The sequence below is a fragment of the Pseudomonas sp. 58 R 12 genome, from assembly GCF_900005865.1.
Taxonomy (GTDB): Bacteria; Pseudomonadota; Gammaproteobacteria; order Pseudomonadales; family Pseudomonadaceae; genus Aquipseudomonas; species Aquipseudomonas tritici.
Map to the genome: position 1 here is coordinate 631,425 of NZ_CVTP01000016.1, position 13,279 is coordinate 644,703.

At 56.4% G+C, this 13,279-nt stretch carries 10 protein-coding genes; 5 read left to right on the forward strand and 5 right to left on the reverse strand.

The window, feature by feature from the left end; genetic code table 11:
• Nucleotides 1-39 precede the first annotated feature (39 nt).
• Nucleotides 40-2,478, forward strand: a complete 2,439-nt coding sequence (locus tag BFP95_RS12245) for a TonB-dependent siderophore receptor (RefSeq protein ID WP_065910162.1) — start codon at nt 40-42, stop codon at nt 2,476-2,478.
• 17 nt (nt 2,479-2,495) lie between these two features.
• On the opposite strand, the gene mnmE is transcribed toward BFP95_RS12245, so the two are convergent.
• The 5 genes from mnmE to rpmH form a co-directional block, all read right to left on the reverse strand.
• Nucleotides 2,496-3,866 carry a tRNA uridine-5-carboxymethylaminomethyl(34) synthesis GTPase MnmE gene (mnmE, locus tag BFP95_RS12250; RefSeq protein WP_065910167.1) on the reverse strand — a complete coding sequence of 457 codons (1,371 nt, stop codon included), beginning with the start codon at nt 3,864-3,866 and terminating at the stop codon, nt 2,496-2,498.
• Nucleotides 3,867-3,945: 79 nt separating this feature from the next.
• Nucleotides 3,946-5,649 carry a membrane protein insertase YidC gene (gene yidC, locus BFP95_RS12255; protein WP_065875578.1) on the reverse strand — a complete coding sequence of 568 codons (1,704 nt, stop codon included), beginning with the start codon at nt 5,647-5,649 and terminating at the stop codon, nt 3,946-3,948.
• 2 nt (nt 5,650-5,651) lie between these two features.
• Nucleotides 5,652-5,897, reverse strand: a complete 246-nt coding sequence (yidD, locus tag BFP95_RS28945; RefSeq protein ID WP_083207160.1) for a membrane protein insertion efficiency factor YidD — start codon at nt 5,895-5,897, stop codon at nt 5,652-5,654.
• Nucleotides 5,890-6,297: a ribonuclease P protein component gene (gene rnpA / locus BFP95_RS28950; RefSeq protein ID WP_020302575.1), complete on the reverse strand. Its 408-nt coding sequence runs from the start codon at nt 6,295-6,297 to the stop codon at nt 5,890-5,892. The genes yidD and rnpA overlap by 8 nt, the downstream gene beginning before the upstream one ends.
• Nucleotides 6,298-6,310: 13 nt before the next feature.
• Nucleotides 6,311-6,445, reverse strand: coding sequence for a 50S ribosomal protein L34 (gene rpmH, locus BFP95_RS28955; protein ID WP_003213577.1), 135 nt, complete (start codon nt 6,443-6,445; stop codon nt 6,311-6,313).
• Between the two features lie 585 nt (nt 6,446-7,030).
• On the opposite strand from rpmH, the gene dnaA reads away from it, so the two are divergent.
• From dnaA to gyrB, 4 genes are read left to right on the forward strand one after another with little or no spacing between them, the layout of a single operon-like run.
• Entirely contained in the window at nt 7,031-8,542 is a 1,512-nt protein-coding gene (gene dnaA / locus BFP95_RS12265) for a chromosomal replication initiator protein DnaA (RefSeq protein WP_065910168.1), read from the forward strand.
• Nucleotides 8,543-8,580: 38 nt separating this feature from the next.
• On the forward strand, nt 8,581-9,684 hold the full coding sequence (gene dnaN, locus BFP95_RS12270; protein WP_065875580.1) for a DNA polymerase III subunit beta: 1,104 nt from the start codon (nt 8,581-8,583) through the stop codon (nt 9,682-9,684).
• 20 nt (nt 9,685-9,704) lie between these two features.
• On the forward strand, nt 9,705-10,808 hold the full coding sequence (gene recF, locus BFP95_RS12275) for a DNA replication/repair protein RecF (RefSeq protein WP_012721452.1): 1,104 nt from the start codon (nt 9,705-9,707) through the stop codon (nt 10,806-10,808).
• A 4-nt stretch (nt 10,809-10,812) separates the two neighbouring features.
• Nucleotides 10,813-13,230 carry a DNA topoisomerase (ATP-hydrolyzing) subunit B gene (gene gyrB, locus BFP95_RS12280; RefSeq protein WP_065875581.1) on the forward strand — a complete coding sequence of 806 codons (2,418 nt, stop codon included), beginning with the start codon at nt 10,813-10,815 and terminating at the stop codon, nt 13,228-13,230.
• Nucleotides 13,231-13,279 lie beyond the last annotated feature (49 nt).

The window sequence follows — 13,279 nt, forward strand, 5'->3', positions numbered from 1 at the left end:
ACAGGTAATCACGACGCAACCTTCAGGGCTAACCCACCTATGCGCCTCCCTACCAAGTTTCGCCAGCGGCTTTCCTACCACGGTTTGACCGGCAGCCTACTGCTCAGTACTGCAGCCACGGCCGCTGTTTTGCTATCAACCAGCGCCATGGCCGCCAGCACGGTGCAACACTACGCCATTGCTGCAGGCCCGCTGGATAATGCCTTGAGCCAATTTGCTGCCAGGGCGAATGTGATTCTGTCTTTTTCGCCCCAGCAAACTACGCGTTTGAACACGCCAGGGTTGGAAGGTGACTATTCGGTGGATCAAGGCTTTGCGCTACTGCTGCAAAACTCGGGATTGCAGGCGGTCGTCCAGGCGCCCGGCAGTTATGTCCTGCAGGCCATGCCTGCTGGCGAACTCACACTGGCGCCCACCACGGTAAGCACTTATCAACAGGCTGGTTTCAATCAGGAGATCGCCGGTGACGTGGGCTACAAGGCGCAAAACAGTCGCATCGGCACCAAGACCAGCACGCCTTTGTCAGAAACACCGCGTTCGGTTTCGGTTGTCACCGGCCAACGCATCAAGGACCAGAAGTCGCAGACGCTGACTGAAGTATTGGGCTATGTGCCTGGCATCTTCGCCCCGCCTTTTGCGGCCGGCGATGGCTTGGCCGGTGACCTGTTCTTCATCCGCGGTTTCAACGCCACGGATTACGGCTACGGCCTACTGCGAGACGGCCTACGCGTACAAGGCAATCGGTACGACACAACGAGCGAGCCTTACGGTCTAGAGCGAGTCGAAGTATTCCGCGGCCCTTCTTCCCTGCTCTACGGTGAAAACGCACCAGGTGGGTTGGTGAACCTGGTCAGCAAACACCCGACCGCCACACCGCAAGGTGAGGTGCAACTGGGTTACGGCTCAAACAACCGACGCCAAGTGGGTGTGGATATCTCCGGCCCGCTCAATGACAGCGACAACATTCTTGGGCGAGTGGTGATGCTTGGCCGCAAGTCCGATACACAGACCGATCACGTCCCAGACGATCGACTCTACATTGCGCCTTCCCTGACCCTGAATTTTGACGACTACAACACCCTCACCCTGTTGGCCAATTACCAGAAGGACCACACCAACCTCGAACTTGGCCTACCAGCCGCAGGTACCTTGCTTACAAACCCCAATGGCAAGCTGTCCAAGCACACCATGCTCGGTAACCCGGATTGGAACACCTTTGAACGCGAATCCTGGAGCACCGGCTACGAATTCAGCCACAGCTTCAACGACGATTGGCAGTTCCGCCAGAACTCGCGCTATATGCAGTCGCGCATTAACCGTCATGAAACCTGGCCTGGCGCGTTGAATAACCGTGGCTTTGGCACTCAGCTGAACATGACTGCCTACGACCGCTACAACAAGTCGATGGTCTACTCCCTGGATAACCAACTGGAAGGCAAATTCCAGGTCGGCGGGCTGGAAAATACCGTGCTGTTCGGCGCGAGCTATGACCGTACCTCGTTCAACCAGGATTGGGACGCAGGCTCTGCCGGCACCATCAATGTGTATAACCCTGTGTACCTGCGAGATCCTTTGACGCCGGTGGCTGTGCAAAACACCTTGCTCGAACAACAGATGAAAGGGGTTTATGCACAGATCCAGAGCAAGTATGACCACTGGTTGTTCTTGCTTGGCGGTCGCCAGGATTGGGTCGACAGCGATTTTCGCGACAAGGTGAACAAGGCCAGCAACACAGGCTCCGAAGACCGCAAGTTCACCTACCAGGGTGGGGTGATGTACCAGTTCGACAACGGCCTTACGCCGTATGTCAGCTACTCCACCGCGTTCGTCCCGGTGCAGCAGATTTCCAACGCCGGTTCACCGTTGAAACCGATCACCAGCAGCCAATACGAAGTGGGTGTGAAATACGAGCCGATCGGCTGGGATACGGCGATGACGGTTTCGGTGTATGACTTGCGCAAGCAGGACGACACTTATCTCGATGCCACCACCAACAGCTATCGCCAAGTCGGCGAAAGCCGGGCCAAGGGCGTGGAAGTTGAGGTGAACAGCGCCATCACGCCTAACCTGAATGTGACTGCGGCCTACACCTACACTGACGCGCGGATTACCAAGGATTCGGCCACCTCGCTGGTTGAGGGGCACCAGATGACGGGCGTTCCACGTAACCAAGCGTCGATCTGGGGCAAATATCGATTCCTCGACAGTCAACTCAAAGGTCTGTCCCTGGGGGGCGGTGTGCGCTACTTCGACAGTACGTTTGCCTACACGGCACCCAGCCTTTACGGAAAACTGGATGCCGGCAGCGTGACGCTGGTAGACGCTGCAGTTGGCTATCAAATCGACAAAAACTGGTCAGTCGATTTAAACGCCAAGAACCTGTTCGACAAGGAATATGTATCTGGTTGCAACGATGCAGGGCGTTGCTATTGGGGTGACAGCCGTACCTTGCTCGGTACGGTGTCTTACAACTGGTAAGGTTGTGGATAACTCGGTTATTTACCAATGCAGAAGCTGGAGAAGATCCGGCCTAACAAATCATCTGAGCTGAATGCGCCGGTGATTTCCCCCAACAGCTGCTGCGCCTGACGTAAATCCTCAGCCAGCAGCTCCCCTGCGCCCGCCAGGGTTAATTGTGCCCTACCGTGCTCCAAGGCTGCGCTCGCATGGCGCAACGCCTCCAAGTGCCTGCGGCGCGCACTGAAGCTGCTTTCCGAGGTCTGCTCGTAGCCCATGCAGGCCTTGAGGTGATCACGCAGCAATTCCAAGCCATCACCTGCTGACTTTGCGCTGAGGTTGATAGTGACATGGCCATCCGCGCTGGTTTCCATCGCGATGGCTTCACCCGTCAAATCGGCTTTGTTGCGAATCAACGTGACCTTGGCCGGGTCTGGACGTTGCTCGAGGAATTCCGGCCATAGGGCGAAAGGATCCACAGCCTCGGGCGCCGTCGCATCCACCACCAGCAACACCCGATCCGCTTCGCTGATGGCCTTAAGGGCGCGTTCCACGCCGATCTTTTCAACCTGGTCATCGGTATCGCGCAAACCCGCAGTGTCAACCACGTGCAGTGGCATGCCGTCGATGTGGATATGTTCGCGCAGGATATCCCGGGTCGTGCCGGCGATCTCAGTGACGATGGCTGCTTCACGTCCCGCCAGTGCGTTGAGCAGACTGGATTTGCCCGCATTGGGCCGCCCAGCGATCACTACCGTCATTCCATCACGCAACAAGGCGCCCTGCCCGGCTTCGCGCAGCACTGTGGATAACTCGTCGCGCACCTTGTCCAGCATCGCCAATACGTGGCCATCGGCAAGAAAGTCAATTTCTTCCTCGGGAAAATCAATCGCCGCCTCGACGTAGATACGCAGGCTGATCAATTGTTCGGTCAAGTTATGCACACGCAAGGAGAACGCCCCCTGCAGCGAGCGCAACGCATTGCGCGCCGCTTGTGCAGAACTGGCTTCGATCAAGTCAGCGATCGCTTCGGCCTGAGCCAGGTCGAGCTTGTCGTTCAAAAACGCGCGTTCGCTGAATTCTCCTGGGCGGGCCAAGCGGCAGCCCAATTGCAGGCAGCGCTGCAACAACATATCCAGCACAACGGGGCCGCCATGGCCCTGCAATTCGAGGACGTCTTCGCCGGTGAAGGAATTTGGGCCCGGGAAATAAATTGCCAGGCCTTCGTCCAATACGCTTTCGTCAGCGTCCAGGAACGGGCCGTAATGCGCATAGCGCGGTTTCAACTCACGACCACTGATGGCCTTCGCTGCCAAGCCCGCGAGCGGCCCGGAAATTCGAACGATACCGACACCGCCGCGACCTTGAGCGGTAGCGACAGCAGCGATGGTTTCACGACGAGCGCTCATCAGCAGGTTCCAGAACAAAAGTGACGGAAAGCAAAACGCCCCACTAGGGGGCGTCTTGAGTGGTTATCCACAGAGTAAATTACGCCTCGGCTTTTTTGGTAGCCGCTTCGATTTTACGTGTGATGTACCACTGTTGAGAGATCGACAACACGTTGTTGACCACCCAATACAGCACCAGACCAGCTGGGAACCACAGGAAGAAGAAGGTGAAGATGATTGGCATCATTTTCATTACCTTGGCCTGCATCGGGTCCGGCGGAGTCGGGTTCAGACGCTGCTGGATAAACATGGTTGCGCCCATGATGATCGGCAGGATAAAGAACGGGTCTTTGATCGACAGGTCAGTTATCCACAGCATGAACGGTGCCTGGCGCATTTCCACGCTTTCCAGGAGTACCCAGTACAGCGACAGGAATACCGGCATCTGTACCAGAATCGGCAAGCATCCACCCAGCGGGTTGATCTTCTCTTTCTTGTACAGCTCCATCATGGCCTGCGACATTTTCTGCCGGTCATCGCCATGTTGCTCTTTCAGTGCCGCCAGTTTCGGCGCCACGGCACGCATGCGCGCCATCGACTTGTAGCTGGCTGCCGACAGAGGGAAGAAGATCCCTTTGATCAGCATGGTCAGGAAGATAATCGACCAGCCCCAGTTACCGACAATGCTGTGGATATGTTGCAGCAGCCAGAAAATCGGCTGGGCAATGAACCACAGGAAGCCGTAATCCACAGTCAGTTCGAGACCTGGGGACAACTCTTTCAGTACAGCCTGGCTTTTCGGACCGGCGTACAGGGTGGCGCTGGTTTCTGCCTTGGCACCTGGAGCAACGGTCAATGCCGGGCCAGTGTAGCCAATGATGTAATTGCCTTTGGTGTCCTTGCGAGCCGCAACCACGTTGTTCTGGCCAGGCTGAGGAATCCACGCCGTCACGAAGTAGTGTTGCAACCAGGCAACCCAGCCGCCGTTCACGTTATAGGTGATCGGTGCCTTTTGTTTGTCTTCGTTGACCTTGTCGATATCTTTCATCGACACTTTTTTGTAAGGCTCCGAACTTGTCCACAGGGCTGCGCCCAGGTACGTCGCGGTGCCAGTGGCGGTGCTGGACGACGGATCGGAGCTGGCATCACGCTTGAGCTGCGCAAACATCGCGCCGGTCCAAGGCTGAGCGCTCTGGTTGTCGATCAAGTAGGTGACAACAACGTCGTACAGGCCACGTTTGAGGGTGAACCGCTTGATGTAGTTGACGCCGTCCTTGCTGAACTTCAAGTCAACAACCAATTGGTCCTGGCCGTCGGCCAGTTGGTAACTCTTCTTCTCCGAAGAGAAAACCGGACGACCGGTAGCGCTTGCATCGGGACCGTTGGTGCCGATCAGGCCACTTTGAGCCAGGTAAACACGCTCGCCACCGTTATCGAACAGTTGGAATGGAATTTCCGGATGATCCTGACGGCGCGGATACAGCGGAAGCGTCAGCTTGGCAACATCGCCACCTTGCGGGTCGATAGCCAGGTCCAATACATCCGTCTTGATCTGGATGAGGTCCGTGCTGGCGGCAACTGGAACTTCGGCAGGTGCGTTTGTCTCGCCCGGTGCACGTGGAATGTCGTCACTGGCGGCAGTTTTGGTGCCACTCACTGTGTCGGGAAGCCCCGCAGGAACAGCATTGGCAGCAACATTCTGAGTCGGCAGGGCAGCTTGGCCGTAGTCCTGGTTCCACTTAAGAACCATGACGTAGGACACGATTGCCAGGGCGACGATCAGGATCGTGCGTTTAATATCCATGATTACTCGGCCATCGAAGAAGAACGGGAGGTAGGGATAGATGGAACCGGGTCATAACCACCGGGATTCCACGGATGACAGCGACCTAAACGACGAAAGGTCAGCCAGCCACCGCGCAGAAGACCATGATTTTCTATGGCCTCTAACGCGTAGCAGGAACAACTGGGGTAGAAACGACAGTGGCTGGCCATCAGAGGACTAATGGCATAGCGATAAAACTGGATCGGAACGATTGCCAGTTTACGCATCAAGGCTGTCTACCCCTACAGTTTCGGTGCTGACTGCTGGTGCTGGCTTGTGGGTACGCGCCAAACGTTTCCAGAGCTTGCCGAAATGCTGAATCAATTCGGGGTTTTCTACGTCCCCCAAGCCTTTGCGCGCGACGATAACAATATCCCAACCAACCAGAGTGTCCTGGTGGAGGCGAAACGATTCGCGCATCAGACGCTTGAGGCGATTGCGCTCAACGGAGAGCTTTACGCTCTTCTTGCCGATCACCAACCCGAGACGGGGGTGATCAAGATCGTTGTTACGCGCAAGGAGCAGGAGATTTTTCCCCGGAACCTTGCCGGTGGGGGAGTCAAAGACTGCCTTGAAATGCCGGGGGGTCAGCAAACGCTTTTCCCGACTGAAGTCCTGACTCACCACCAGTACCGGATTATCAAACTGCCAGACGCGCACGACCTTTGGCGCGACGACGCGACAGGACAGCACGGCCGTTCTTGGTAGCCATGCGAGCACGGAAGCCGTGAGTGCGGGCGCGTTTGATGGTGCTTGGTTGGAAAGTACGTTTCATGGCGTTGTTACCTGGTTCGTCCACAACGGGCCGGAATGGCCCCCGTTTTAAGAGACCGGCGATTCTAGAGAAAGCAAGCCTCTAGGTCAATTTCCAACCAGCTTTTCCTTCAATTAGATCTCTAGGCTCCATTTGGCCTTTTCTGTCTGCTTGGCCTTCACGGGCAGTGGCATAGATATAAAAATAAAGAAGGAAGTTATTTAAAGCTTTTCTGTAAAGCTTATAAAAGCTAGGCAGGCCATCCTCTGTGGATAAGTGCCTTTAGGCCATATTCCACGTGATGTACAGAGAATGACAACACGGGGGAGAAACGGTGCTCTGCCTGTGCTGCGCTGTCGGATAAGCTGTGTGTGGAATGGTCTGTTATCCACAGGCCAGTTACCCACAGACTTTCGCCCCCACTTGTACAACGACCTTAGGAGCGCTTATCCACAGAGCTTATGCACAGACCATTGGTCGACTTCTTTACCGTTAAGACGTTGATTTTGGCTGGCCTCTGATCAACCTACATGTGGATAAGTGGGCGGCTCGCCGCTACAATGGCGGCTGTTTTTGCCTCACCGGCTTTCAACTTAGGGGATATCCGTGTCAGTGGAACTTTGGCAGCAGTGCGTGGAGCTTTTGCGCGATGAGCTGCCTGCCCAGCAATTCAACACCTGGATCCGTCCGCTACAGGTCGAAGCCGAAGGCGACGAGTTGCGTGTCTACGCGCCCAATCGTTTTGTCCTCGACTGGGTCAACGAGAAGTACCTGAGCCGCGTTCTCGAATTGCTCGACGAACATGGCAACGGCCTCGCGCCCGTGCTTTCCTTATTAATAGGCAGCAAACGCAGCTCCGCACCTCGTGCTGCGCCGAATGCGCCGTTGGCCGCTGCTGCGTCGCACGCTCAAGCCGCTGCTGCACCGGCCCACAGTGCACCTGCGCCGACAGCCTCCAAGTCCTCTGCGCAAAAGAATGCAGCACAGCATGAAGAGCCGTCCCGTGACAGTTTTGACCCGATGGCCGGGGCCGCCTCCCAGCAAGCACCGGTTCGCGCTGAACAGCGCACCGTGCAGGTAGAAGGCGCGCTCAAGCACACGAGTTACCTGAACCGCACGTTTACCTTCGAGAACTTCGTTGAGGGTAAATCCAACCAGCTGGCTCGTGCAGCTGCTTGGCAGGTAGCCGATAACCCCAAGCACGGCTACAACCCACTCTTCCTTTATGGCGGCGTTGGCTTGGGTAAGACTCACTTGATGCACGCTGTGGGTAACCACCTATTAAAGAAGAACCCGAATGCCAAGGTCGTGTACCTGCACTCGGAGCGCTTCGTGGCTGACATGGTCAAGGCCTTGCAGCTCAATGCCATCAACGAATTCAAGCGGTTCTACCGGTCGGTTGACGCCTTGCTGATCGATGACATTCAGTTCTTCGCCCGCAAGGAACGTTCCCAGGAAGAGTTTTTCCACACCTTCAACGCCCTGCTCGAAGGCGGCCAACAGGTCATCTTGACCAGTGACCGTTATCCGAAAGAAATCGAAGGCCTGGAAGAACGTCTGAAATCGCGCTTTGGCTGGGGCTTGACCGTAGCTGTAGAGCCGCCGGAACTGGAAACCCGTGTCGCGATCCTGATGAAAAAGGCCGACCAGGCCAAGGTCGACTTGCCGCACGACGCGGCGTTCTTCATCGCCCAACGCATTCGTTCCAACGTTCGTGAGCTGGAAGGCGCGCTCAAGCGGGTTATCGCGCACTCGCACTTCATGGGCCGCGACATCACCATCGAGCTGATTCGTGAATCCCTCAAAGACTTGTTGGCACTGCAGGACAAACTGGTGAGTGTGGATAACATCCAGCGCACTGTGGCCGAGTACTACAAGATCAAGATTTCCGACCTGCTGTCCAAGCGCCGTTCGCGTTCGGTAGCACGTCCCCGTCAGGTGGCCATGGCGCTCTCCAAGGAGCTGACCAACCACAGCCTGCCGGAAATCGGTGATGTGTTTGGCGGGCGTGACCACACGACAGTCTTGCACGCATGCCGCAAGATCAATGAACTTAAGGAATCCGACGCGGATATTCGCGAGGACTACAAGAACCTGCTGCGTACACTGACAACTTGATGACACCAGCGCAGCTTATTAAGGCAAGGGACTAGACCATGCATTTCACCATTCAACGCGAAGCCCTGTTGAAACCCCTGCAACTGGTCGCAGGCGTCGTCGAGCGCCGACAGACCTTGCCGGTGCTTTCCAACGTATTGTTGGTCGTCGAAGGCCAGCAGTTGTCCCTGACCGGTACCGATCTGGAAGTGGAGCTGGTCGGTCGTGTGCAGCTGGAAGAGCCTGCCGAACCTGGCGAGATCACTGTGCCTGCGCGCAAGCTGATGGATATCTGCAAAAGCCTGCCAAATGACGCGTTGATCGACATCAAGGTTGATGAAGCCAAGTTGGTGGTCAAGGCGGGTCGCAGCCGTTTTACCCTGTCCACTTTGCCAGCCAATGATTTCCCAACGGTTGAAGAAGGCCCAGGTTCGCTGACCTGCAGCCTGGAGCAGAGCAAACTGCGTCGCTTGATCGAGCGCACCAGTTTCGCCATGGCGCAGCAGGACGTGCGTTACTACCTCAACGGCATGCTGCTGGAAGTGTCGGAAGGCATCATCCGTGCCGTGGCTACCGACGGTCACCGCCTGGCGATGTGCTCGATGCGCGCCGATATCGGTCAGCCAGACCGTCACCAGGTGATCGTGCCGCGTAAAGGTATTCTCGAGCTGGCGCGCCTGCTCACCGAGCCGGAAGGTAATGTCAGCATTGTGCTGGGCCAGCACCATATTCGCGCCACCACCGGCGAGTTCACCTTCACTTCCAAACTGGTCGATGGCAAATTCCCGGATTACGAGCGCGTGCTGCCTAAAGGTGGCGACAAGCTGGTGATCGGTGACCGTCAGGCCCTGCGTGAAGCTTTCAGCCGCACCGCGATTCTTTCCAACGAAAAGTACCGTGGTATTCGTCTGCAGTTGGCCAACGGTCAGCTGAAAATCCAGGCCAACAACCCTGAGCAGGAAGAAGCGGAAGAAGAAGTGGGCGTCGACTACAACGGCGGTTCGCTGGAAATCGGCTTTAACGTGAGTTACCTGCTGGACGTGCTGGGTGTGATGACCACTGAACAGGTTCGCCTGATCTTGTCGGACTCTAACAGCAGCGCTCTGGTGCAGGAATCCGATAACGACGACTCGGCTTATGTTGTCATGCCGATGCGCCTGTAATCATGCTCAGCAGAAGCTAGATGTCCCTCAGTCGCGTCTCGGTCACCGCGGTGCGCAATCTGCACCCGGTGACCTTCTCCCCTTCTCCCCGCATCAATATCCTCCACGGCGCTAATGGCAGTGGCAAAACCAGCGTGCTGGAAGCCATCCACTTGCTGGGGCTTGCCCGTTCATTTCGCAGTGCCCGCCTGCTACCGGTTATCCAGTATGAACAATTGGCGTGCACGGTGTTTGGCCAGGTCGAACTGGCTGAGGGTGGGCACAGCAGTCTTGGAATATCCCGTGACCGCGGCGGAGAGTTCCAGATTCGCATTGATGGGCAAAATGCTCGCAGTGCTGCGCAGTTGGCGGAAATCCTGCCACTGCAACTGATCAACCCTGACAGCTTTCGTCTGTTGGAAGGCGCGCCGAAAATCCGTAGGCAATTCCTCGATTGGGGAGTGTTCCACGTGGAACCGCGTTTCATGGCCACTTGGCAGCGCCTGCAGAAGGCCCTGCGGCAGCGGAACTCATGGCTGCGGCATGGTACACTTGACGCCGCTTCGCAAGCGGCCTGGGACCGGGAACTGTGCCTGGCCAGCGACGAAATAGATGAATACCGCCGTGCCTATATCAAAGCCTTGAAACCAGTCTTTGAGCAGACCTTGAGTGAGTTGTTGGACCTCGAGGGCCTGACGCTGAGTTACTACCGTGGTTGGGACAAAGAGCGTGAGCTGAGTGCTGTGCTCGCGACGTCCTTACAGCGGGATCAGCAAATTGGCCATACCCAGGCCGGACCCCAACGGGCTGATTTGCGTCTTAGATTAGGCGCTCACAATGCTGCGGACATTTTGTCCCGTGGTCAGCAAAAGTTGGTGGTGTGTGCGCTGCGGATCGCCCAAGGCCATTTGGTTAGCCAGGCCCGGCGCGGTCAGTGTATTTATCTGGTGGATGACTTGCCGTCCGAACTAGACGAGCAACATCGCCGCGCGCTATGCCGTTTGTTGGAAGAATTACGCTGCCAGGTGTTTATCACCTGTGTAGACCACGAATTATTGAGGGAAGGCTGGCAGACGGAAACGCCAGTCGCTTTGTTCCACGTGGAACAAGGCCGTATCACCCAGACCCACGACCATCGGGAGTGAAGGCATGAGCGAAGAAAACACGTACGACTCGACCAGCATTAAAGTGCTGAAAGGTTTGGATGCCGTACGCAAACGTCCCGGTATGTACATTGGCGACACTGATGACGGTAGCGGTCTGCACCACATGGTGTTCGAGGTGGTCGACAACTCCATCGACGAAGCTCTGGCCGGTCACTGCGACGACATCAGCATCATCATCCACCCGGATGAATCTATTACCGTGCGCGACAACGGTCGCGGTATTCCGGTAGACGTGCACAAAGAAGAAGGCGTTTCGGCGGCAGAGGTCATCATGACTGTGCTCCACGCCGGCGGTAAGTTTGACGATAACTCCTATAAAGTCTCCGGTGGTTTGCACGGCGTAGGTGTGTCAGTCGTGAACGCGCTGTCCGAAGAGCTGATCCTGACTGTTCGCCGTAGCGGCAAGATCTGGGAACAGACCTACGTGCACGGTGTTCCACAAGAACCGATGAAAATTGTCGGTGACAGCGAAACTACCGGTACGCAGATTCACTTCAAACCGTCTGCCGAAACCTTCAAGAATATCCACTTCAGCTGGGACATCCTGGCCAAGCGTATTCGCGAGTTGTCCTTCCTTAACTCCGGTGTGGGTATCGTCCTCAAGGACGAGCGCAGCGGCAAGGAAGAGCTGTTCAAATACGAAGGCGGTCTGCGTGCGTTCGTTGAATACCTGAACACCAACAAGACTGCGGTCAACCAGGTGTTCCACTTCAACATCCAGCGTGAAGACGGCATCGGCGTGGAAATCGCCCTGCAGTGGAACGACAGCTTCAACGAGAACCTGTTGTGCTTCACCAACAACATTCCACAGCGCGACGGTGGTACTCACTTGGTGGGTTTCCGTTCCGCACTGACGCGTAACCTCAACACCTATATCGAAGCCGAAGGCTTGGCCAAGAAGCATAAAGTCGCCACCACCGGTGACGATGCGCGCGAAGGCCTGACCGCGATCATTTCGGTGAAAGTGCCGGATCCCAAGTTCAGCTCCCAGACCAAAGACAAGCTGGTGTCTTCCGAAGTGAAGACCGCAGTGGAACAGGAGATGGGTAAGTACTTCTCCGACTTCCTGCTGGAGAACCCGAACGAAGCCAAGCTGGTTGTCGGCAAGATGATCGATGCTGCACGCGCCCGTGAAGCCGCGCGTAAAGCCCGTGAGATGACCCGTCGTAAAGGTGCGCTGGATATCGCCGGCCTGCCGGGCAAACTGGCTGACTGCCAAGAGAAAGACCCTGCCCTTTCCGAACTGTACCTGGTGGAAGGTGACTCTGCTGGCGGCTCCGCCAAGCAGGGTCGTAACCGTCGCACCCAGGCTATCCTGCCGTTGAAGGGTAAGATCCTCAACGTCGAGAAGGCTCGCTTCGACAAGATGATTTCCTCCCAGGAAGTCGGCACCTTGATCACGGCGTTGGGCTGCGGTATCGGCCGTGACGAGTACAACATCGACAAGTTGCGTTACCACAACATCATCATCATGACCGATGCTGACGTCGACGGTTCGCACATCCGTACCTTGCTGCTGACCTTCTTCTTCCGTCAGTTGCCAGAGCTGATCGAGCGTGGCTACATCTACATCGCCCAGCCGCCGTTGTACAAAGTGAAAAAGGGCAAGCAAGAGCAATACATCAAAGACGACGACGCCATGGAAGAGTACATGACGCAGTCGGCTCTGGAAGATGCCAGCTTGCACCTGAACGATGAAGCCCCGGGCATCTCCGGTGAGGCGCTGGAGCGCTTGGTTAACGACTTCCGCATGGTGATGAAGACCCTCAAGCGTTTGTCGCGCCTGTACCCTCAGGAACTGACCGAGCACTTCATCTATCTGCCAGCCGTGAGCCTGGAACAGTTGGGCGATCATGCGCACATGCAGGATTGGCTGGCCCAGTACGAAGTGCGCCTGCGCACCGTCGAGAAGTCTGGCCTAGTGTACAAAGCCAGCCTGCGTGAAGACCGTGAACGTAACGTGTGGCTGCCAGAGGTCGAACTGATCTCCCACGGCCTTTCCAACTACGTCACCTTCAACCGCGACTTCTTCGGCAGCAATGACTACAAGACAGTGGTTACCCTGGGCGCGCAGTTGAGCACCCTGCTGGATGACGGCGCTTACATTCAGCGTGGCGAACGCAAGAAGCAGGTTAGGGAATTCAAGGAAGCCCTTGACTGGCTGATGGCTGAAAGCACCAAGCGCCACACCATCCAGCGATACAAAGGTTTGGGCGAGATGAACCCCGACCAGCTGTGGGAAACCACCATGGACCCCGCTCAGCGCCGCATGCTGCGTGTGACCATCGAAGACGCCATTGGCGCAGACCAGATCTTCAACACCCTGATGGGTGATGCGGTCGAACCTCGTCGTGACTTCATCGAGAGCAATGCGTTGGCGGTTTCTAACTTGGACTTCTGATACAGATAATCGCAAACACAAAAAAGGCCAACGCTTAGCGTTGGCCTTT